This window comes from Microbacterium sp., from assembly GCF_035687345.1.
GTDB lineage: Bacteria > Actinomycetota > Actinomycetes > Actinomycetales > Microbacteriaceae > Microbacterium.
Genome location: NZ_DASRXZ010000129.1, coordinates 33,022 through 54,234, shown reverse-complemented (window position 1 = coordinate 54,234; position 21,213 = coordinate 33,022). Strand labels below are relative to the sequence as shown.

Annotated in this window: 19 protein-coding genes; 8 read left to right on the top strand and 11 right to left on the bottom strand. The window is 70.5% G+C overall.

What is annotated here, in order from left to right; genetic code table 11:
• Positions 1–4 precede the first annotated feature (4 nt).
• The 5 genes from VFF97_RS15325 to VFF97_RS15305 form a co-directional block, all read right to left on the bottom strand.
• A complete protein-coding gene (locus VFF97_RS15325; protein ID WP_325034362.1) occupies positions 5–907 on the bottom strand; it encodes a transporter substrate-binding domain-containing protein in 903 nt (300 codons plus the stop codon).
• A gap of 186 nt (positions 908–1,093) precedes the next feature.
• Positions 1,094–3,712, bottom strand: a complete 2,619-nt coding sequence (locus tag VFF97_RS15320) for a hypothetical protein (RefSeq protein ID WP_325034361.1) — start codon at positions 3,710–3,712, stop codon at positions 1,094–1,096.
• A gap of 143 nt (positions 3,713–3,855) precedes the next feature.
• Positions 3,856–4,803, bottom strand: a complete 948-nt coding sequence (locus VFF97_RS15315; protein WP_414684272.1) for a serine hydrolase — start codon at positions 4,801–4,803, stop codon at positions 3,856–3,858.
• 220 nt (positions 4,804–5,023) lie between these two features.
• The gene (locus tag VFF97_RS15310; RefSeq protein ID WP_325034360.1) at positions 5,024–7,000 is read right to left on the bottom strand and encodes a M13 family metallopeptidase; all 1,977 of its coding nucleotides are present in this window, start codon (positions 6,998–7,000) and stop codon (positions 5,024–5,026) included.
• Positions 7,001–7,043: 43 nt separating this feature from the next.
• Positions 7,044–8,846, bottom strand: a complete 1,803-nt coding sequence (locus tag VFF97_RS15305; protein ID WP_325034359.1) for a lipase family protein — start codon at positions 8,844–8,846, stop codon at positions 7,044–7,046.
• 125 nt (positions 8,847–8,971) lie between these two features.
• On the opposite strand from VFF97_RS15305, the gene VFF97_RS15300 reads away from it, so the two are divergent.
• Both VFF97_RS15300 and VFF97_RS15295 read left to right on the top strand, forming a co-directional pair.
• Positions 8,972–10,297 carry an MATE family efflux transporter gene (locus VFF97_RS15300; protein WP_325034358.1) on the top strand — a complete coding sequence of 442 codons (1,326 nt, stop codon included), beginning with the start codon at positions 8,972–8,974 and terminating at the stop codon, positions 10,295–10,297.
• Between the two features lie 265 nt (positions 10,298–10,562).
• Positions 10,563–11,849, top strand: a complete 1,287-nt coding sequence (locus VFF97_RS15295) for an Nramp family divalent metal transporter (RefSeq protein WP_414684270.1) — start codon at positions 10,563–10,565, stop codon at positions 11,847–11,849.
• Between the two features lie 15 nt (positions 11,850–11,864).
• Here VFF97_RS15295 and VFF97_RS15290 read toward each other — a convergent pair whose 3' ends face one another.
• Positions 11,865–12,545, bottom strand: coding sequence for a TrmH family RNA methyltransferase (locus VFF97_RS15290; protein ID WP_414684269.1), 681 nt, complete (start codon positions 12,543–12,545; stop codon positions 11,865–11,867).
• Positions 12,546–12,671: 126 nt separating this feature from the next.
• Here VFF97_RS15290 and VFF97_RS15285 point away from each other — a divergent pair, with 126 nt between their 5' ends.
• Genes VFF97_RS15285 through VFF97_RS15275 form a run of 3 tightly spaced genes read left to right on the top strand, consistent with a single transcriptional unit; the run spans position 12,672 to position 14,923 of the window.
• Entirely contained in the window at positions 12,672–13,412 is a 741-nt protein-coding gene (locus VFF97_RS15285) for a metal ABC transporter ATP-binding protein (RefSeq protein WP_325034356.1), read from the top strand.
• A gap of 7 nt (positions 13,413–13,419) precedes the next feature.
• Positions 13,420–14,283, top strand: coding sequence for a metal ABC transporter permease (locus VFF97_RS15280; protein WP_325034355.1), 864 nt, complete (start codon positions 13,420–13,422; stop codon positions 14,281–14,283).
• Between the two features lie 4 nt (positions 14,284–14,287).
• Positions 14,288–14,923: a metal-dependent transcriptional regulator gene (locus VFF97_RS15275; protein ID WP_325034354.1), complete on the top strand. Its 636-nt coding sequence runs from the start codon at positions 14,288–14,290 to the stop codon at positions 14,921–14,923.
• Positions 14,924–14,955: 32 nt separating this feature from the next.
• On the opposite strand, the gene VFF97_RS15270 is transcribed toward VFF97_RS15275, so the two are convergent.
• Positions 14,956–15,921 carry an SDR family NAD(P)-dependent oxidoreductase gene (locus VFF97_RS15270; protein ID WP_325034353.1) on the bottom strand — a complete coding sequence of 322 codons (966 nt, stop codon included), beginning with the start codon at positions 15,919–15,921 and terminating at the stop codon, positions 14,956–14,958.
• Between the two features lie 73 nt (positions 15,922–15,994).
• On the opposite strand from VFF97_RS15270, the gene VFF97_RS15265 reads away from it, so the two are divergent.
• From VFF97_RS15265 to VFF97_RS15255, 3 genes are read left to right on the top strand one after another with little or no spacing between them, the layout of a single operon-like run.
• Positions 15,995–16,804 carry an HAD-IIA family hydrolase gene (locus VFF97_RS15265; protein WP_325034352.1) on the top strand — a complete coding sequence of 270 codons (810 nt, stop codon included), beginning with the start codon at positions 15,995–15,997 and terminating at the stop codon, positions 16,802–16,804.
• 38 nt (positions 16,805–16,842) lie between these two features.
• Entirely contained in the window at positions 16,843–17,415 is a 573-nt protein-coding gene (locus tag VFF97_RS15260; RefSeq protein ID WP_325034351.1) for a YdeI/OmpD-associated family protein, read from the top strand.
• A complete protein-coding gene (locus tag VFF97_RS15255) occupies positions 17,412–17,549 on the top strand; it encodes a hypothetical protein (RefSeq protein WP_325034350.1) in 138 nt (45 codons plus the stop codon). Before VFF97_RS15260 ends, VFF97_RS15255 begins: the two co-directional genes overlap by 4 nt.
• 27 nt (positions 17,550–17,576) lie before the next feature.
• Here VFF97_RS15255 and VFF97_RS15250 read toward each other — a convergent pair whose 3' ends face one another.
• From VFF97_RS15250 to VFF97_RS15235, 4 genes are read right to left on the bottom strand one after another with little or no spacing between them, the layout of a single operon-like run.
• Positions 17,577–18,458: an ABC transporter ATP-binding protein gene (locus tag VFF97_RS15250; RefSeq protein ID WP_325034349.1), complete on the bottom strand. Its 882-nt coding sequence runs from the start codon at positions 18,456–18,458 to the stop codon at positions 17,577–17,579.
• A complete protein-coding gene (locus tag VFF97_RS15245; protein ID WP_325034348.1) occupies positions 18,455–19,219 on the bottom strand; it encodes an ABC transporter ATP-binding protein in 765 nt (254 codons plus the stop codon). Before VFF97_RS15245 ends, VFF97_RS15250 begins: the two co-directional genes overlap by 4 nt.
• Positions 19,180–20,016 carry an ABC transporter permease gene (locus VFF97_RS15240; protein WP_325034347.1) on the bottom strand — a complete coding sequence of 279 codons (837 nt, stop codon included), beginning with the start codon at positions 20,014–20,016 and terminating at the stop codon, positions 19,180–19,182. The genes VFF97_RS15245 and VFF97_RS15240 overlap by 40 nt, the downstream gene beginning before the upstream one ends.
• Complete coding sequence (locus VFF97_RS15235) at positions 20,013–20,999, bottom strand: ABC transporter permease (RefSeq protein WP_325034346.1); 987 nt, start codon at positions 20,997–20,999, stop codon at positions 20,013–20,015. Before VFF97_RS15235 ends, VFF97_RS15240 begins: the two co-directional genes overlap by 4 nt.
• Positions 21,000–21,213 lie beyond the last annotated feature (214 nt).

The following is a 21,213-nucleotide window of genomic DNA, read 5'->3' as shown; positions in this document are numbered from 1 at the left end:
CAGCTCACTTGGCGGTGTCGGGGTTCAGAGCGGGAGCGTCGACGGCGGCGTTCTCGATGCCCCACTCCGACATGATCCGCTCGTACTCGCCGTTCTCGAAGATCGCCTCGAACGCCGCGAGCATCGGCTCCGCGAGACCGTTGCCCTTGGGCATGAAGATCGCGAGCTGGTCGATGCCGGCGCCCTGCTCATCCGACTGCAGGAGGTAGCCGTACCGCCCCGGGTCGCTGGCCTGCAGGTCGATCGCGGCGGACTGGGTCGTGCCGGCGTAGTCGGCGCGGTCGGAGTTGACCGCGAGGAAGGTCGCGTTGCTGTCTTCGAGGCCGATGAACTCCGCGGGCTCGAGTCCCTCCGCCTCGCACCACTCGTTGTAGCGCGCGAGCTGGCTCTCGGTGACCGAGCCCGTGACGCCCGCCACGCGCGCACCGCACACGGCCTCGGGGTCGTCGAGCTCGTCGGCGCGCTCGTCGAGGAAGATGTACGAGGTGCGCGTGGTCATCCACACGACCGCGTCGAAGTCCTCGAGACGCTCGGGGGTCACGCGCACGGGACCGTTGAACGCGTCGAAGCGGCCGGACAGCATTCCGGTGAGCATCGCGTCGAGGCCCGACGCGGTGATGATCTCGAAGGGCACGCCGAGCTGCTCCGACAGCGCCTCCTGCAGGTCGGGGTCGATGCCGGTGATCTCACCGCCCTCTTCGATGGTGCGGTAGGGCGGGTGCGTGTCGCCGGCGATCTTGATGACGCCGGCCTCCTTGATGGCGTCGGGAAGCATGTCGTAGAGGGGTGCGTCGGCCGCCGCATCCGTCTCTTCGGGTTCGGCTTCCGGCGCGGCCGACGAGCAGCCGGCGAGGAGGCCGAGGGCGAGGACAGCGGCGAGGGGGGTGGCGCTGGTTCGGATACGCATGAGAACTCCACATCTTCGTGCAGATCAGGCGGTGTCGGTCGAGCACCGCAATAACATCATAAAAGTTGATGTTTGAGAAATTCAACTATTTTCTCGGATGCTACGCCACGGGCCCCGGATGACGAAGACGGGGCGTACACGAACCCGTCGCGCACGCCCCGCCCCCACCGTCAGGACGCAGGTCGATCAGGGCATCGGCGACGCCTCGCTGAAGATGCGCGGGAAGTCGGGAACCTCACCCGGGTCGACGAAAGCCGCCCCACCGAGGTCGATCGACGTCGCGGCCTGCAGCGCCGCCGCGCGCTGGTTCAGCTTCGCGGGCTTCGCGATCGAACCCCACGTCGGCCGCTCGAGCCGCTCGAGCAGAGCGTCCACCGCCGCCGCGTACTCACCGGCCGTGAAGGCGCAATGACCCGACCGCTCGACGACGACCTGGCGCAGCCGGTCGCTGCTCCCCGCCGCCGCGACGACGTCGCGATACGCGTTCATCTCGCTGAGCGCCGCACGCGGATCGGAGCCCGTGTACATGTCGAGCACCGGGATCGACAGCGCGCCGCTGTAGACGCCGTTCTCGTGCGTCCAGGCGACGGCCGCGGCGTCCGCCTCGACCCGCGGCGCGGTCTCGAGGGCGGCGAGGTCGCTCGCGAGGTCGAGCCCTGCGGCCTCGTACAGCGCGTGAACGATGTCGGTCTGACCCGACTGCTCGAACTGCGCGCGGTAGTCGACGCCGACGTTCCACGAGATGTTCCCACCCGCTGTCGCTTCGAGCACCGACCGGCGAAGCAGCATGATCGAGATGCCGTCGGCGATGGTGTCGAGCTGCGTGGCGTAGTCGTCGGCCGCGGGTCGCTCCGCACGGGCGGGCCAGCCCGAGACGTGACCGATCGCCCCGGCGAGGGCGACGCGTGCGCGACCCTCGGGCGTAGACATCGCCTCGTCGACGAGGGCCGCGAGCGCGGCATCCGCCGCCGCCTGGTCGGTGATGTCGACCAGCTCGATCGGCTCGTCGCCGACCAGCACATCGAGCACCCACGTGGCGTCGAGGCGGTGGTTCCACATGCCCACGAGGCCCGCGCCGCCGCCGCACATCGGGATGGCGCCGTCGAATTCCGCACCGTACGTGTCGACGGTCTCGCGCGTGACGAGGCCGCCGAGCGAGCCGCCCGCGACGATCGTCGTCGTCGGCGCACGGCCGACGGCGGCCTCGAACGTGCCCTTCAGCTCCACGAGGTCGGACGCACCGGCACCCACTGCCCAGTCCGTGATGTCACGCGAGCGCGTCGCCGAGGCGTAGCCCTGCTCCATGAGCCAGCGCACGCGCGGATCGTTCGCCTGACGGAGGTCGGCGTCCATCACGAGCACGCCGTTCCAGTCGCTCGGCAGGTGGATGTTGTACGCCGTGCCGTTCGCGAGCTGCCCCGTCCACTGCTCGACCGTCGGCGCGAGCGTCGACGTGTACGGGCGGTTGAACGTGTCGGGCGAGAACCGGATGAAGCGCGCGTCGCCGAGACCGAGCGCACGGGCCGCGTCGTTCATGCGCTGGTGGTTGTCTCGGCCCTGCCACTTGCCCGTGTCGAGGCGGTGGAGCAGGAGCTCGGCCGCGGCGACGCGCTCGGCCGCCGTGAACGCGCAGTGCCCGGCGGAGTCGACGTACGTCTGCCGCAGCAGGTCGGCGTTGCCGGCCTTCTTGACGAGACGCTCATACTCCTCCTGCTGCGCGACCGTCGAGATCTGGTCGCCGATGTTGACGAGCGTCACGACGGGCACCTCGAGGTTCCCATCGAACTCGATGCCCTTCTCGAACCGCTCGACCGCTGCGGGGTCGGCCTCGATCCGCGGCGCGGCGTCGACCTGGGCGAGATCCTCGGCGAGGGACAGCCCTGCGGCCTTGTACAGCTTCTCGACGACGCTGCGAGCATCCGGCGCGAGCTTGCGGAACTGGTCGGCGTACACGATGCCGGTGTTCCACGAGGGGTTGCCGCCGACGAGTGCCTCGATGCTGCGGCGGCTGCTCATCGCCTGCCCGATGTAGGGCAGTCCGTCGCCGGAGAGGGCGCCGTACCAGCCGGCCTGGTACGCCTCGACGTCACGCGGCTCGGGCCGCGGCGCCGACGACGAGTACGCGGGGAGCTGTCCGATCGCCGCAGCGAGCGCGATGCGCGCACGCCCCTCGGGCGTGGACTGCGCCTCGGCGAGACGCGCACGCCACGCGTTGACCGACCCGTTCACGTCGGCGGGGATGTCGATCACCGGGAGCGTGCCTTCGGGGTCGAGCAGGTTCGAGAGCACGAAGACCGTGTCGAGCTTCTGGTTCCACTGCGAGACCGAGCCCGACAGCCCGCCGCACATCGAGACCACACCGTCGATGAGCGACGGGTAGCGCTGTGCGACACCCGCCGCGACGAATCCGCCCATGGACGCGCCCATCGTGATCGCGCGCTCGGGCGTGCCGACCTCGCCGGCGAACCGCCGCAGCGCCTCGACCTGGTTGTCGATCGCCGACGCGATGTCCCACCCGGTGACCGAGCGGGTCGTTCCGCCGTAGGCCGCGCCGTCGTCGATCAGGTGCTGCACGTGGGGTGCGATCGGACCCGAGGGGCCGAAGTCGAGGTCGACGAAGACCGTCCCGTTCCAGTCGCTCGGAACGATGAACCGGTACGGCGTCGAGTCCTCGAGCGAGCCCGTGATCACGCGTTCGTCGTCCGCTGCCGCGGGCGCCGAGCCCGCGAGCACTCCCGCCACCGCGACCGCTGCGACGGTCGCCATCGCGACGCCGGAGCGCCTCCTTCTGAATGGATTCGTCATGCCCAAGACCTCCACGTCTCGTGTTCTCGAACCCTGGCCGTCGACATCGACGGTCAGTAATATCAAGGCGGTTGATATTATTGGGGGCGAATGTAACGGAGGCCGCGGAGGCGGTCAATCCCCCGTCGCGACGCGGCGAGACGTCAGAAGACGTACTCCATGAGCTCGGTGCCGAGGATGCGGAACGCCTCGTGCGCGCGCAGCCGGTGCATGATCGACAGGTCGTCGAAGCACACGATCAAGGCGTACGAGACTCCGGCGCGGGGTCCGGCGAGCACGCCGGCCTCGACCCGGATGCCGTCGTCGCGACCGGTCTTGTTGATGAACAGCAGGCCGTGCTCGTCGTTCTCGTGCGAGAACGGATCGAGGCCCGTCGCGGATGCCACGAGCGACAGATCGTGGTTGAGGCTCAGCCACTCGGCGACCTGCGCGCTCACCCCGGGCGAGACCGCCTGCGAGTTGACGAGGGCCGCGAACACCTCGGACAGCTCGCGCGACGAGCCCAGCGCGAAGTGCGGCGCGTCATCGGGACCGCGCTCGTCGCGGAACCGGTCCAACAGCGCGGAGCGCGAGAGCCCGAGCAGCTCGATACGCCGCCGCACGGCGGGCAGTCCCACGCGGGCGAGCAGCGCGTTCGCCGCGAGCGCGTCGCCCGTCGACGCGGTGAGCACCGCGAGGTCGGAGAGCGGCAGTGCGGGGGCCATGAGGTGCTGCCACACTCCCCCCACCGCAACGCGTTCGACCGACGAACGATCGATGATCTCGAGCGGATCGAGGGTGCCCGCCTCGAAGGCGGCCGCCACCTCGATCAGCAGCGGGACGACGCCGAGCCCGGCGACGGGGAGGGTGACGAAGTCGTCGCCCGACAGCACGGCGGTGCCGCGGTCGAGGTCGGTGATGCGCACGGAGATGCGCGCACCGTTTGCGGCGAGGTCATCGAGCGCCTTCAACGTCGACGCGAACGCGGGTTTGCGGGCCGCCGCGCGGCGCGGGAGCCGGCGGCTGTTGCTGCTGCTTCGTTGCGAGCTGCGCAGCGATCCGGTGTCTCTGGGCGGGTCGTCCGTGTCGAAGGGCTCAGGGGGCATGCCCATGAGCGGGGTTCCTTCCGGGGGTTTCGGATGTCGGCTCGGCGCGCGGGGGCACGCCGAGGTACTGCAGAGCGATGTTCTGTTACGGGGGTGTTCGGTTGCGGGGGCGATATTCAGTTTGAGGTCGGAGCCGGATCCGGGGGGGATCGAGTCTTCAGTGGGTTTCGGGTGGCGTCCAGGTCTACGCCGCGGCGCGCCGGCCCGCAGGTCGGCGCGCCGTCCGTCACCAGATCGTGACGCGCTCGCTCTCGTCGAGCCACAGGGCGTCTCCGGGCTGGACGTCGAACGCCTCGTAGAAGGCGTCGACGTTGCGCACGATCTGATTGCAGCGGAACTCGTTCGGCGAGTGCGGGTCGATCGTCAGCAGGCGGATCGTCTCGGCGTCGCGGCCCTTCTGCTGCCAGATCTGACCCCAGCTCAGGAGCAGCCGCTGGATGCCGGTGTAGCCGTCGATGACGGGTCCGTCGGGGTCTTCGCCGCTCTTCGCGACGTGGAGTCGGTACGCCTTGATCGCGATGCCGAGGCCGCCGAGGTCGCCGATGTTCTCGCCGATCGTGAGGGCGCCGTTGACCTTGTACTCGTCGGACAGGCCGGCCGGCGTGAGTCCGTCGAACTGCGCGATGAGCGACTTCGTCCGCTCCTCGAACGCGGCGCGGTCGGCATCCGTCCACCAGTCGCGCAGCGACCCGTCACCGTCGTAACGGCTGCCCTGGTCGTCGAAGCCGTGGCCGATCTCGTGGCCGATGACGGCGCCGATGCCGCCGTAGTTCGCGGCCGCGTCGCGCTCCGCGTCGAAGAACGGGTACTGCAGGATCGCCGCGGGGAAGACGATCTCGTTCATGAGCGGGTTGTAGTACGCGTTGACCGTCTGCGGCGTCATGAACCACTCGTCGCGGTCGATCGGCTTGCCGACCTTGTCGAGCTGGCGATCGTGCTCGAAGATGTGCGCGCGGCGGACGTTTCCGATGAGGTCCGTCGCGTCGATCTCGAGCGTCGAGTAGTCGCGCCACTTGACCGGGTAGCCGATCTTCGGCGTGAAGGCCCCGAGCTTCGCGAGCGCGCGCTCACGCGTCTCGGGGCTCATCCACTCGAGCGTCGAGATGCTCTCGCGGTACGCCTCGACGAGGTTTCCGACGAGCTCGTCCATCGCCTCCTTCGCGGCGGGCGGGAAGTGCCGCTCGACGTACACCTTGCCGACGGCCTCGCCCATCGCCGCCTCGACGAGGCTGACGCCGCGCTTCCAGCGCTCGCGATTAACGGGCACACCGGTGAGCTGCGTGCCGTAGAACGAGAAGTTCTCGTCGACGAACTCGTCCGACAGGAACGCGGCCGCCGCATGCACGATGCCGAACCGCAGCCACGCCTTCCAGTCCTCGAGGCGCTCCTCGACGAGCACCGTACCGAGCCCTTCGAGGAAGCTCGGCTGGTACACGACGACCTCCGCGAACGCGTCGCGGTGCCCGGGCGCCATGCCCTCGAGCCACGGCTCGAGGTCGACGGCGGCGAGCGCCTTGACCTCGTCCCACGTCTTGAGGTTGTAGGTCGCGACGGCGTCGCGGCTGCGCACGTTGTCCCAGTGGTGGGTCGCGAGCTCTGTCTCGAGCGCGGTGATGCGGTCGGCGGCGGCCGCGGCATCCGCGATGCCCGCCAGCTCGAGCAGGCGCTCCACGTGCGTGCGGAACGCGATGCGCGTCTCGCCGAAGTTCTCGAGGCGGTAGTAGCTCTCGTCGGGAAGCGACAGTCCGCCCTGGATGAGGAACGGGAGGTAGCGCTGCGGGTTGCCCGGATCGGGCTCGACGTACAGGTGCACGATGCCGCTCACGCCGTCGCGCTCCAGCTCGCCGAGCGTGCGCAGGAACGAGGGGATGTCGGTGATCTCGTCGACGCGGGACAGCTGGTCGGCGATCGGCTTCGCACCGAGCTCGGCGATGCGCTCGGTGTCCATGAAGCTCGTGTAGAGGTCGCCGATCTTACGGGTCTCGGTGCCCGGCTCGGCCGCGCTCGCCTCCTCGATGATCGCGTGCACGTCCTTCTCGGCCTGCTCGGCGATGAGATGGAACGATCCCCAGCGAGCCTTGTCGTCGGGGATCTCGGTGCGCTCGATCCAGGCGCCGTTGACGTGGCGGAAGAGGTCGTCCTGCGGACGGATGTCGGCGCTCAGCTCTTCGAGAGCGAGACCTGATCGGGCAGCGTCGGTCATCCGTCCAGGATATGCCCCGTCGGTGTGAGCGGATGCCGCGCGCTCACGGTCCGCTGCGCGCGCAGCCGTCGGCGACGGGGTCGCCGGCGAAGCGCGACTGCGTCCAGACGAGAAGCTCGGGGATGAGCGGCGAGTCCCGCTGCACGAGCGGGACGTGATCGCGGCCCTCGTAGACCCGGTAGTCGACCCGCACCCCCGACTCGCACAGGCCGTCAACGTAGTCGTCCTGCGTCTCGGGGAGGATGAGCCGGTCCGCGGCCCCCTGCCCGATCAGCAGCGGTGCGGTGATCTCGGCCGGCGGGGTGTTGTCGACGAGGCGCGTCCCGAGCGGTCCGCCTGTGGGATCCGCCGCGAGGATGTCGGGGTCGTTCGAGAGCCCCATCAGATCCAGCACCGAGACAGCGGTCGCAGGGTCGGCGAAGCAGCGCGTGGCCATCTCGCGCACGGTCGCCTCAGCGCCCGGGCGGACATATTCGCGATACGTGATGTCGTCGAAGACGTGCGCATACGCGTCGATCACGAACGACATGATGAGGCTTCCGCCGGTCAGGTGCGGGAGGTCGTTCGCGAGACCGCTGAGGTCGGCGGCCGGCGCGAGCGCGGCCACCCCGTCGAGGGGCACGTCCGGCGCGTACTCGTCGGCGAGCACCCCCGCCCAGAGGGCCGCGCCGCCACCCTGCGAGTGGCCCCACACGACCGTCTGGTCGCCGAGGCGCGCGTCGTCGAGCTGCCGCGCGGCGCGCACGGCGTCGAGCACGGCGTGGCCGGTCGGGTCGCCGACGAGATACGGATGCGGCCCCTCGGTCCCCAGCCCGATGTAGTCCGTCGCCACGAGCGCCCACCCGTTCGCGATCACGTCGGGCAGCACGAACAGTGCGCCCGACTCGAACGGCTGCGGCGACAGCGACGGCGCGCAGTGCTGTGCGACGCCAGTCGTCCCGTGCGCCCAGTCGATCACGGGCCAGTCGCCCGCGCCCTCGCGAGGAACGACCACGATGCCGCTCGAGATCGCGGAGCGACCGTCCTGGTTCGTCGTCGTGTAGAGCATCCGCCACGCGAGCGCGTCCTGCGGCACGCCGCGCGTGAAGGGCTCGGCGCGGACGAGCTCGCCCGGCTCGTCGGGCACCGTGCGCGGCGCCGCATAGAAGTCGTCGACGACGGGACTCCCCGCGCGAATCGACAGACTGACGGATGCGGCCGCCCCCGCCAGCACGAGCGCGAGCACCGCAGCGACCGTGCGGACCCACCGTCGCAGCACGCTTGGACGGGCATCCGGCTCGTCCGCCCCCGTCTCGTCGCGAGCGCGATGCCGAATGGTGAGCCACACCTCGGCGACGCCCGACATGATCAGGCGCGCGCCGAACACGATCGCGACGACCAGGAGCGTGATGTCGGGCCACGCGAGCGCGAGGACGCCGAAGGCGATCCCCGCAAGGCCGAACGCCCCGGACGCCACGCGGGCATCGGGCGTCACACCCCTGCGGAACGCGGCGAGCAGCGATGCGACGCCGTTCACCATGAGCGCGATCCCGACGACGAGCGCGAGCACGCGCACCGTCAGCCCGGGCCACGCGAGCACGAAGACGCCCGCGATGATCCACACCGCCGCGAGCAGACCACGCCAGCGCGACGGCGACCCCGCCGGCTCCGCCTCGCCGCCGCCCGTCAGCGTGAGCACGCCCGTGAGGACGAGCCCCGCGCCGATGAGCAGCGCGAGCACGCCCAGCGATGTCGTGGGCCGGAGCACGATGACGGCGCCGAGCGCGATGGCCACGATTCCGACGGCCACCCGCACCCATCCGGGCAATCGCTCGAACCATCGGCGCAGGCGTGCGGTCAGATCCATCTCTTCCCCCGGGCGAGACTCAGGCGAGCACAGACTCTTCGAACCTATCGACCGGCGCCGGGGCAGCCCCGAAGGCTCGCGCGGCGGCGAGCCTCGGCGTCCCGGGTCCGCTCTAGGCTCGACGCGTGACGACCCGACCCGCGACGCTGAACCGCGCGATCCTGCACCTCGCGGTGCCCGCGCTCGGGTCGCTCGTGGCCGAGCCGCTCTTCCTCATCGTCGACTCGGCGCTCGTCGGCCACCTCGGCGTCGTGCCGCTCGCGGCGCTCGGCATCGCGTCGGCGGTGCTGCAGACGATCGTCGGGCTCATGGTGTTCCTCGCCTACTCGACCACGCCCGCCGTGGCCCGCCGGTTCGGCGCCGGCGACCCGTCGCGCGCCGTCTCGGTCGGCATCGACGGGCTGTGGCTCGCGCTCGGGCTCGGCGCCCTCCTCGCGATCGCCGGCTACCTCGCGACCCCGCTGTTGGTCGGGCTGTTCGGCGCGAGCCCCGAGGTCGCCGCCGATGCGATCACATACCTCGGCATCTCGATGTGGGGGCTGCCGGCGATGCTCATCGTGTTCGCCGCGACCGGCCTGCTGCGCGGCATGCAGGACACGGTGACGCCCCTGTGGATCGCGGGCATCGGGTTCGCGGCGAACGCGCTCCTGAACTGGCTCTTCATCTACGGCCTCGGGTGGGGCATCGCGGGCTCGGCGTTCGGCACCGTGCTCGCGCAGTGGGGCATGGTCGCCGCCTACGCGATCGTGATCGGGCGACTCGCGCGCGAGCATGAGGCATCCGTCCTGCCCCAGCGCGAAGGTGTCCGCGGGTCGGCTCGGTCCGGCGGCTGGCTCTTCCTGCGCACGCTCTCGCTGCGCCTCGCGCTGCTGGCGACCGTCGCCGTCGCGACGATGCTCGGCACCGAGGAGCTCGCGGGCTGGCAGGTCGCGTTCACGATCTTCTCGACGGCGGCGTTCGCGCTCGATGCGCTCGCGATCGCCGCGCAGGCGCTCATCGGCAAGGGGCTGGGCGCCCAGGACGAGCCGTTCGTGCGCCGCGTGCTGGGCCGCACGGTCGCGTGGGGCGCGTGGTTCGGCGTGCTCGTCGGCGCCCTCATCGGCGGCTTCTCGGCGCTCATCGGGCTCGTGTTCACGGGAGACCCCGAGGTGGCCGCCCTCGTGCAGCCGGCGCTCGTCGTCCTCGCGGTCGCGCAGCCGGTGTGCGGTGTCGTGTTCGTGCTCGACGGCGTGCTCATCGGCGCGGGCGACGCGCGCTACCTCGCGATCGCGGGGGGCCTGAACCTCGTGCCGTTCCTCCCGGCGCTCGTGATGCTCGCGATGCTGCACCCGACGGGCGCGGCGGGACTCGCGTGGCTCGCGGTGGCGTTCTTCGGCGTGTACATGCTCGCGCGCCTCGCGACGCTCGGGTGGCGCGTGCTGCGGCCGGAGTGGATGACCGCCGGCGGCTGATCCCCCGGGCGGGGACCCGGTTGGGGGCGCCGAGCGGCAGCGGCGCTCGTACATGACGAGGTCACGCGCGCTGATGTGAAAGCTCCGGGACGAATCGGCACTTCCGCGCCCGGACGCCCGTGCGCTGCGCGATCCAGCCCGGCGCTTCGACGGTGCGTCACTTTTCGGTGTACCGAAATTCCGCTATGGTTTCGGCATGCCGAAAACCTCCGCGCCCGCCCGCGTGCGACCGACTCGCGCTCGGCGCGACGCGTACGATGGCGGCGTGCGGAGAGCTCCGACGCTCCCCCGCCTCGCGTGGCTCATCGGGCCCGCACTGGTCGCGGGCGTGGCGTATCTGGATCCGGGCAACGTCGCGAGCAACATGACCGCGGGTGCGCGGTACGGCTACCTGCTCGTCTGGGTGGTCGTGCTCGGCAACGTCATGGCGTGGCTCATCCAGTACCTGTCGGCGAAGCTCGGCATCGTGACGGGCCGCAGCCTCCCCGAGACGCTCGGCGGGCGCCTGCGCAACAAGTGGGGGCGCCGCGCGTACTGGCTGCAGGCCGAGCTCGTCGCGATGGCCACCGACATCGCCGAGGTGATCGGCGGCGCGGTCGCGCTCTACCTCCTTTTCGGCGTGCCGCTGCTGTGGGGCGGTCTCATCACGGGTGCGGTCTCGATCGGGCTGCTGCTCGTGCAGTCCCACAAGGGCGCGAAGCCGTTCGAGTTCGTCGTCATCGGACTCGTGCTCATCATCGCGTTCGGCTTCACCTACGGCGTATTCGTCGCGCCGCCCGACCCGATCGGCATCGTGGGCGGCCTCGTGCCGCGGTTCGAGGGCACCGACTCGGTCCTGCTCGCCGCGTCGATCCTCGGCGCGACGATCATGCCGCACGCGATCTACGCGCACAGCGCGCTGGCGCGCGACCGCTTCGCCCCGCCGGGCACGTCGCCTGAGCAGGGCACCGACGCGGTGCCGACCCGCGGTGTGCCGCTCGAAGGCCTGCGCGGCATCTCGACGAAGCGCCTGCTGCGGGCGACGAAGTGGGACGTCACGATCGCGATGATCATCGCCGGCACCGTGAATCTCTGCATCCTGCTGCTCGCCGCGGCCAACCTTGACGGCGTGCCCGGCACCGACTCGCTCGAAGGCGCATACGCGGCGCTCGCCTCGGGGATCAGTCCGGCCGTCGCGACGCTCTTCGCGGTGGGCCTCCTGGCGAGCGGTCTCGCGAGTGCGTCGGTGGGCGCCTATGCGGGCGCCGAGATCATGCACGGCCTGCTGCACATCCGCGTGCCGTTGCTCGCCCGCCGTCTCGTGACGCTGCTGCCCGCTCTCGCGATCCTCGCGTTCGGCGTCGACCCGACCCTCGCGCTCGTGCTGAGCCAGGTCGTGCTGTCGTTCGGCATCCCGTTCGCGCTCATTCCGCTCGTCGCCCTGACGGCGAAGCACGACGTCCTGGGCCGTTTCCGCAATCGCGTCGTCACGACGGTCGCGGGGGTCGCGGCATCCGTCTTCCTCATCATCCTCAACGGAGTGCTGCTCTGGCTCGTGCTGTCGGGCTCGTGAGCAGCGCCCCGCAGGTCAGCGCGCCCAGCGGCGGCACCACTCGTACATCACGACGGCCGCGGCGGCGCTCGCGTTGATCGAGCGCGTCGAGCCGTACTGCGTGATCTCGACGACGGATGCCGCGGCTTCGAGCGCCCCGGGCGACAGTCCCGGGCCTTCCTGTCCGAAGAGGAACGCGCACCGCTCGGGGATCTCGGCACGGTCGAGAGGCACGGACCCTTCGACGTTGTCGACCGCGATGATCGGGACGGATGCGGCATCCGCCCACTCCCGGAACGCCGCGACGTCCTCGTGGTGACGCACGTGCTGGTAGCGGTCGGTGACCATGGCGCCGCGGCGGTTCCAGCGGCGGCGGCCGATGATGTGCACCTCGGCGGCGAGGAACGCGTTCGCGCTGCGCACGATCGAGCCGATGTTCATGTCGTGCTGCCAGTTCTCGATCGCGACGTGGAACCCGTGGCGGCGCGGGTCGAGGTCGGCGACGATCGCGTCGACCGTCCAGTAGCGGTACGCGTCGACGACGTTGCGGCGGTCGCCGTGGGCGAGGAGGTCGGGGTCGTAGCGCGGGTCATCGGGCCACGCCTCGGGGCCCCCGGGCCACGGGCCCACGCCGACCGGGAGCACGGGTTCGGACTCCGCGGCGGCGTGCTCGGCAGAGGCGTCCGCGGGCTCCGCGGGGGGTCGGGTGGGAGTCACGCGCCCAGAGTACAGACCGCCCGAGAACGGGGGTTTCGGCGTCCCGAAAAACCGCTATCGTTTCGGTATGCCGAAAAGGTCGTCGACGACCCGGCATGACCTCGCAGGACTGGGGAAGGTCGAACGATGAGCGTCATCGACGTACGAGACCTTGAGGTGAGCTACCGAGGCGTGCGCGCCGTCGACGGCGCGACGCTGAGCATCGGCGCCGGCACCGTGTGCGGACTGGTCGGCAAGGCGGGGTCGGGTAAGACCAGTCTGTTCAAGGCGATCGTCGGCGCTGTGCGGCCCGACCGCGGAACGATCCGTCTCGACGACCGCGCACCGCATGAGGCGCGCCGGGCGGGCCTCGTCGCCTACGTCCCCCAGAGCGAGCAGATCGACGGGTCGTTTCCCGTGAGCGTCCGCGACGTCGTGATGATGGGCCGGTACGGGTCTTTGGGCTTCACGCGGCGGCCGCGCGCCGCCGATCAGGCGGCGGTCGATGGGGCGCTCGCCCGCGTCGAACTCGACGACCTCGCGGATCGCCCGCTCGGAAAGCTGTCGCACGAGCAGCGCACGCTCGCCTTCGTCGCGCGCGCCCTCGCGCAGGAGGCGCGCATCTTCCTGCTCGACGAGCCGTTCGCCGGCGTCGACAAGGGCACCGAGGTCGCGCTCACGCGGCTGCTGCGCGAGCTCGCCACGCAGGGGTGCACCGTGTTCGTGTCGACGCGTGACGTCCACGTCGTGCCGGAGCTGTGCGACGACGTCATCCTCTTCTTGCGCAACACCCTCCTCCACGCGTCGCCCGACGTCGCCCTCCGGCCCGAGCACGTATCGCGCGCCCTCGGCCTGAACCTCACCCGGCCCGACGAACAGGTCGCGTGAGGTGGACGTGGTCGGCTGGCTCGTCGAGCCCTTCACGCACGACGACATGCGGCTCGCACTCGCGGCGGCACTGACGGCGGCCGTCGTGTGCGGCGTGCTCAGCTGCTGGGTCGTGCTCCTCGGGTGGTCGCTCATGGGCGATGCGGTTTCGCACGCGGTGCTCCCCGGAATCGTCATCGCCTCGCTGCTGGGTACGCCGTTCGCCGTGGGCGCGGTGCTGTCCGGACTGCTCGCGGTGGCCCTGATCGCCGTCGCGCGGTCGACGAGCAGGGTGAGGCCGGATGCCGCGACCGCCGTCGTCCTCACGACGATGTTCGCGCTCGGCCTCGTGCTCGCGGCGCTCACTCCCAGCCAGAAGGGCTGGGACCATGTGCTGTTCGGCGACCTGCTCGGGATCGGCGCCGCCGACCTCATCCAGATCGTCGTGCTCGGTGCGATCACCCTCGCGGTCGTGCTGGTCAAGCGCCGCGACCTCGTTCTCCACGCGTTCGATCCCGCCCACGCCGGCGCGATCGGTCTGAGCTTGCGCGGCCTCGGTGTGCTGCTCCTCGTGCTGCTCACGCTGGCGACCGTGGTCGCCGTCCCGACGGTGGGAGTCGTCCTCGCGCTCGCGCTCGTCGTCGTGCCCGGGGCGACTGCGTACCTGCTCACCGACCGGTTCGCGGCGATGCTCGTGCTCGCGCCGGCGCTCGCCGCGGCATCCGCTGTCATCGGCCTCTACGCGAGCTACCGCACCGGCACGCCGCCCGGCGGAACGATCGTCCTCACGATGGGTGTGCTGTTCGCGCTCGCGTACCTGTTCGCGCCGGCCCAGGGCGTCGTCCCGCGCTTCCTGCGGCATCGGGCGGCGGTGATGGCCGAGGTAGCCTGAGTCCGTGCCGTCCCCCGCCATCGACGACTACCTCAAGACGATCTACCACCACACCGAGTGGCAGGACGATCGCATCACGCCGTCGCAGCTCGCGGCGGTGTTGGGGCTCGCGCCGTCCAGCGTGACCGAGATGGTGCAGAAGCTCGCGGCCCAGGGCCTCGTGACGCATCGCCCGTACGGCCCGGTGTCGCTCTCTCCGGCGGGCGAGCGGCGCGCGGCGAGCGTGATCCGGCGGCACCGCCTGATCGAGACGTGGCTCGTGCGCGAGTTCGGCTACACGTGGGACGAGGTGCACGACGAGGCCGAGATCCTCGAACACTCGATCAGCGACCGGCTGCTGGAACGCATCGACGAGCGGTTGGGGCATCCGCGGTTCGACCCGCACGGTGACGCGATTCCGGATGCCTCGGGCATCGTCCACCGCGAGCCGTTCGTGCTCCTCTCCGAGGCGCCGTCGGGCCACGAGGGCCGCGTGCTGCGCGTGAGCGATCGCGACCCCGCGCTGCTGCGCGCCCTCGAGGATGCGGGTGTCGTCGTGGGGGCGATCGTGACCGTGGCGGATGCGACGGCCATCCGCATCGACGACACCGACGTGCCCCTCCCGGCCGACGCCGCCGACGCGGTGTGGCTGACGGCCTGACCGCCCGCGGCACCGCCCCGCAGCACCGAGCGTCAGCGCCGACGCACTCGCGCCGCGCGGTCGAACGGCCAGCGCACGCCGGTCGCGTCCTCGCACGCGCTCCACAGACGCTCGGCGATCTCGCGGCTGCGCGTGAGGCGCGACGCCTTCGCGCGGCGGGGCTCGCCGTGCGTGATGAACCGCGGCCCCCAGAACTCGCCGCCCTCGACCGACGGATCGACGAGTACCCGCACGAGCGGCCACGCCCCATGCTCCTTCGACTGCGCGATCGCGGCCTGGAGGTTGTCGACGAATCGCGTCATGCGGCTCGGCTCGTTGACGCCGATGATCCCCGGCGTGCGACCGCTCGTCGAATAGCCCGGATGCGCGACGACGCTCGCGACCGGGACGCCGGCGTCGCGCAGGCGCCGGTCGGCCTCCAGCCCGAGTGCCGTGGTCGCCGTCTTCGACTGCACGTACGCCCGCCACGCGGAGTAATCGTCGACGAGCTCGGGGTCGACGGGGTCGAACGGCGTGAGCGACGTCGACATGCTGCCGACCCACACCATGCGCCCCACCGAGGCGGCGAGCGTCGTGAGCAGCTCGCCCGCGAGCGCGAAGTGCCCGAGCGCGTTCGTCGCGAAGACGAGCTCGTGTCCGTCGAGCGTCGTCTGGCGCTCCTTCGGCGTGTGCACGATCCCGGCGTTGAGCAGCACGCCGTCGAGGTGCTTGCGCGAGCGTACCGTCGCGGCGGCGGCGCGCACCGAGCCGAGGTTGCTCGTGTCGAGGATCATCGTGTCGACGGCGGCGCGGGTCGCGGCATCCGGAACCCTTCGATACACGGCCGCGCGCGCCGCGGCGAGCCGGTTCGGATTGCGCCCGGTCATGATCACCTGGGCGCCCGCGCGGGCGAGCTGCTCCGACGCGAAGTAGCCCAATCCGGCGTTCGATCCGGTCACGAGATAGGTGCGGTCGGCGAGGTCGGGAAGCTCCCTCGGGTTCCACTCGTCGCGACTCACGAGTGAAGACTACGGCCCTTTGCGGGGGCGGAGCTGCGGACTCCCCGCCATGCGGCATCGCTAGGCTGTGCGCATGCGGACCCGGGCCGATATCGAGTGCTGGCTGACCGACATGGACGGCGTGCTCGTGCACGAGAGCCGTCCGATTCTGGGAGCCGCGGAGCTGCTCGCACAGTGGCGCGACACCGGCACGCCGTTCCTCGTCCTCACGAACAACCCGATCTTCACGCCGCGCGACCTGAGCGCCCGGCTGGCGCGTTCGGGGCTCGATGTTCCGGAGGATCGCATCTGGACCTCCGCGCTCGCGACGGCCGACTTCCTCCGGTCGCAGATGCCCGGCGGCACCGCGTACGTGATCGGCGAAGCGGGCCTGACGACGGCGCTGCACGAGGCCGGCTACATCATGACCGAGACGCAGCCCGACTACGTCGTCGTCGGCGAGACGCGGCAGTACTCGTTCGAGGCGATCACGAAGGCGATCCGGTTCATCAACGCGGGTGCGCGCTTCATCATCACGAATCCGGATGCCACCGGCCCCACGCCCTACGGAGTCGTGCCCGCGACCGGGTCGTTCGCGGCGCTCATCACGAAGGCGACAGGCAGGGAGCCGTACGTCGTCGGCAAGCCCAACCCGATGATGTTCCGCTCGGCGCTCAACCGCATCGGCGCGCACTCCGAGACGACGGGCATGATCGGCGACCGCATGGACACCGATGTGGTCGCGGGCATCGAGGCGGGGCTCCACACCGTGCTCGTGCTCACCGGCATCAGCGATCGCGCGGAGATCGAGAAGTATCCGTTCCGTCCCGATGAAGTCGTCGACTCGGTCGCCGACCTCATCGTGGGCGAACCGCTGGAGAGCGATCTTCCCGAGGGCATCTGACCGGCCCCGGTGTCGGCGGCCCGCGCTATCGTCGGGGCATGGGAGCGCTTGACGACGGCGAACGCGTCGAGGCTCCGGATGCCGCGACCTGGCGAGCCTGGCTCGAAGAGAACCACGCCACGTCGAAAGGCGCGTGGCTCGTGCGCGCACGGCCCGGCTCCGGACTCACGTTCGTCGAGTACGAGGATTCGATCCTGCATGCGCTGTGCTTCGGCTGGATCGACGGGCCCGTGCGCACGTTCGACGAGCACCGCGGCGGTCTGTGGTTCGCGCCGCGGCGCCCCTCGAGCGGCTGGGCGGCGTCGAACAAGGAGCGCGTCGCGAAGCTCGAGGCGGCCGGGTTGCTGGCGCCGGCCGGCATCCGCGCGATCGAGATCGCGAAGCAGAACGGCATGTGGTCCGTCTTCGACAACGCCGAGGCCCTGCGCGAACCCGACGACTTCGCGGCGGCGCTCGACGCGAACGCCACCGCACGCGCCAATTGGGACGCTTTCCCGCCGTCGGCGCGCAAGCAGGGCATCGCCGCCGTCGACATGGCTCGCAAGCCCGAGACGCGCGTGGCGCGCATCGCGAAGGTCGTGGCGGATGCGGCGGAGGGCCGGCGTCCGTGATCAGTCAGTTCGAGCAGGCGCTGCTCTACGGCGTGACGGTCGTGATCCTCGCGGGCACGCTCGTGGTGTGGATCGTGTCGTACGTGCGCCGATACGGCAAGAAGCGCGACCGGGACGACGACCTCGGACGCTGACCCTTCGTCTCGCTTCGAGACGAAGGGTCACCCACCGGGCGCGATGACCGGCGGGAGTTCTCGCAACGCCGCTCGTCGTCGCGCCTGCTCGTCGGGGTCGCTGACGGGCGACGACATGAACAGGCGGCGCACATAGTCGTCGCGCGGGTTCTCCGTCACTTCGCGAACAGTGCCGGCCTCGACGGTCCTTCCGCGCAACAGCACCATGACGTCGTGGCTGATGTGGCGGATCACGCTGAGGTCGTGCGACACGAACAGGAACGCGACGCCGGTGCGCTGCTGCAGCTCGATGAGCAGATCGAGCACGCGCGCCTGGGTCTTGAGGTCGAGGCCCGACACCGGCTCGTCGCACACGATGAGCCGCGGATCCGTAGCGAGGCTTCGCGCGATCGCGACCCGCTGTCGCTGACCGCCCGAGAACTCGCTGGGCACGCGACGCGCGGCATCCGACGGCAGGTGGACCGCGTCGAGCAGACTCCGCACGTGAGCGCGCGCATCACGCAGCGAGCGTCCCTGCGCGATGAGCGGCTCGGCGAGGATGTCCTGGATCTGCATCGCCGGGTTGAGCGACGAATACGGGTCCTGGAAGATCACCTGGATCTCGCGCGCGAGCGGGCGTCGCTGACGGCGCGACAGGCGGGAGATCTCGCGTCCGGCGAACCGGATCGATCCGCTCTGCGGCTGCGCGAGGCCGAGGATCGCGCGTCCGATCGTCGACTTGCCCGATCCGGACTCGCCCACGAGGCCCAGTGTGCGTCCCTCGGAGACGTCGAAGCTCACGTCGTGGACGACGGGCGTGAGGGTGCGACGCGGCCCCGACGGGTAGCCGACCGAGAGGCCCGTCACGCGCAGCAGGGGCTCGTCGGCGACGGTGGTCGTCGATGCGGTGGGAGCTGCCAAGGTCGTCACGCCACGACCTCCTTTCCGCGCGCGTCGAGGTCGTCGCGCACGACGGATTCGCTCAGCATCGCGTCCAGGAGCGAGCGGGTGTACTCGTGCCGCGGGTCGCCCAACACCGATCGCACGTCGCCGGTCTCGACGATCTCGCCCTGCGACATGACGGCGACGCGGTCGCAGATGTCGGCGACGACGCCGAAGTTGTGCGTCACCATGAGCACCGCCATGCCGGTCTCGCGCTGCAGTCCGCGCAGCACATCGAGCACTTCGGCCTGCACGGTGACGTCGAGCGCCGTCGTGGGCTCATCGGCGATGAGCAGGCGCGGATGACACGACACCGCGCCCGCGATGAGCACGCGCTGCGCCATCCCGCCGGAGAGCTGGAACGAGTACGACGAGAAGACGCGCTCAGGATCGACGATGCCCACCTGTCGAAGGAGGTCGAGCGCGCGCTCGCGCGCCTCCGCGCGTGACAGCCCGAGCTTCTTGCGCATCGGGACGACGAGCTGGCTGCCGATCGTGAACGTCGGGTCGAGGTTCGTGATGGGCTCCTGCGGGACATACGCGATCTCGGAGCCGCGGAGCCGCTCGTACGCCTTCTCGCCGGCATCCGTCAGCTCGATTCCGTCGAACCGGATCGAGCCGGCCGTGACGCGGCCGCCCTCCGGCAGCAGTCCGAGCGTTGCGAGAGCCGTCTGGGACTTGCCCGAGCCCGACTCGCCGACCAGCCCCATCACCTCGCCGGCACGGATGTCGAGCGAGATGCCGTGCACGACCTCGACGTCGCCCGTGCGGTAGCCGTACGCGATCCGCAGGTCCGAGATCGCGAGCAGCGGCGCAGCCTCGCCGCCCTGCGGCGGCGCGCCGGCTGCCGCCGTCTCGTGGCGACGAGCACCGGCGGCATGAGATTCGGGATCACGTCGGAGCGCAGGATGTGCACACCCCCGAAGCCGGCTGCGCGAGCGGACTCCACGTAGCCGAGCTGGGAGATGCGCATCGCCTCGCCGCGCGCGATCCTCGCGACCCCCGGCCACATCGTGACCGCCAGGATGGCGACGATGATCCAGATGCTCGATCCGAGGAGCGCCGCCGCCACGAGCGTCAGCACGATCCCCGGGAGCACCTGGAAGAACTCGGCGACCTTGACCATCACCAGGTCCATCGCCTTGCCGTAGTACCCGGCGAGACCGCCGACGATGAGCCCGATCGTCATGCACAGGAGCGCGACGCTGAATCCGACCAGCAGCGAGACCTGGCCGCCGTAGACGACGCGCGACAGGTAGTCGCGTCCGAGCATGTCGGTGCCCAGCCAGTGCTCGGGGCTCGGCGGCAGCAGCTTCGGGTAGATGGTCGAGACCGGGTTGTCGACGAAGAACGGGCCGATCGCGGACACGAGGGCGAAGAACACCAGCAGCGGGATGAACACGAGCGCGGCCGGCTTGCGGAAGAAGGCGCGCCACGCTGCGCGGGCGCCGCCCGTCTGCCGGGGGCCTGCGACATCCGAGTCCGGCGTGGGCGTCGGCGGCGTTTCGACGATGCTCTCGACGGCATCGAACTGCGACACGGTCACGCGGCCACCTCCCGGCGCTGGGGCATGAGTCGGGCCCGCAGGCGCGGGTCGACGAGTCCGTACACGAGGTCGGTGAGGATGTTGACGACGATGATCGTGACGGTCAGCACGATCACGATCCCGAGGACCACCATGTTGTTCTTGCGCTCGATCGCGTCGAAGAAGAGCAGGCCCATGCCCGGCCAGCCGAACACCCGCTCCACGAGGATCGAGCCCGCGAGGATGAAGCCGAGGCTGTAGCCGGCGACCGAGATCATCGGGAGAAGCGCGTTGGGCATCGCGTGCCGCCACAGCACACGCGAGGAGGAGAGCCCCTTGGATCGCGCGGTGTCGATGAAGTCCTGGCCGAGGGACTCGATCATCGACGACCGCATGATGCGCGTCTTGTAGGCGAGCTCGGTGGTCGCCATCGTGATGACGGGGAGCACGAGGTACTGGGGCTGGATGCCGGATTGCCCGTACGGGGCCATGCCGCCGGTCGGAAGCCAGTCGAGCCAGATCGCGAAGACGATGATCAGGAGCATGCCGAGCCAGAAGTTCGGCACCGAGAAGAGGGCGACCGACGTCCCCGAGATGCCGCTGTCGAGCCACCGCTTGCGCGTGCGCGCCGCGATCGAGCCGAGCACGATGCCGCCGACGAGCGACAGGACGAACGCCGGGACCGCGAGCGCGAGGGTGTTGCCCGCGCGGCCGAGGATGATGTCGAGCACCGGCTGCGAGTTCGTCGCGTAGGAGTAGCCGAGGTCGCCCCTCAGGACGTTGCCGAGGTAGGTGAAGTACCGCACGATGGCGGGCTGGTCGAGGCCGTATGCCGCGATGATCTGCTCCCGCACGGCGTCCGAGATCGGCACGTCGCCGACGAGGGACTGCACGGGGTCGCCGGGGGCGAGCTCGAGCAGGAAGAACAGCACCGTCACGACGGCGAGGAAGAGCAGGAACGACGAGACGAGCAGCTTGCCGACGTGAATCGCCCACGCCTTCATCGGCGATTCCTCCGCCCTGGATGGGTTCGCGGAGTGTGCATCCGACAACCTCCTTGTGTTCGGATTGCGATCCAATTGTGCGTATTACGGAACTTGCGTGTAACTGTCTACCACGACGACGCGCGAATGCAAAGACGCGTTTTCCGCGCGGGAAGCATCGGTCGGCACGCACACGGGGCGCACGACGTCACGCGTCGCAAGGAGGAACGGCGGA

Coding starts and splice junctions, on each gene's coding strand:
- VFF97_RS15325 (WP_325034362.1), bottom strand. CDS start 907: ATGCGTATCCGAACCAGCGCCACCCCCCTCGCCGCTGTCCTCGCCCTC.
- VFF97_RS15320 (WP_325034361.1), bottom strand. CDS start 3,712: ATGACGAATCCATTCAGAAGGAGGCGCTCCGGCGTCGCGATGGCGACC.
- VFF97_RS15315 (WP_414684272.1), bottom strand. CDS start 4,803: ATGGGCATGCCCCCTGAGCCCTTCGACACGGACGACCCGCCCAGAGAC.
- VFF97_RS15310 (WP_325034360.1), bottom strand. CDS start 7,000: ATGACCGACGCTGCCCGATCAGGTCTCGCTCTCGAAGAGCTGAGCGCC.
- VFF97_RS15305 (WP_325034359.1), bottom strand. CDS start 8,846: ATGGATCTGACCGCACGCCTGCGCCGATGGTTCGAGCGATTGCCCGGA.
- VFF97_RS15285 (WP_325034356.1), top strand. CDS start 12,672: ATGAGCGTCATCGACGTACGAGACCTTGAGGTGAGCTACCGAGGCGTG.
- VFF97_RS15265 (WP_325034352.1), top strand. CDS start 15,995: ATGCGGACCCGGGCCGATATCGAGTGCTGGCTGACCGACATGGACGGC.
- VFF97_RS15260 (WP_325034351.1), top strand. CDS start 16,843: ATGGGAGCGCTTGACGACGGCGAACGCGTCGAGGCTCCGGATGCCGCG.
- VFF97_RS15235 (WP_325034346.1), bottom strand. CDS start 20,999: ATGAAGGCGTGGGCGATTCACGTCGGCAAGCTGCTCGTCTCGTCGTTC.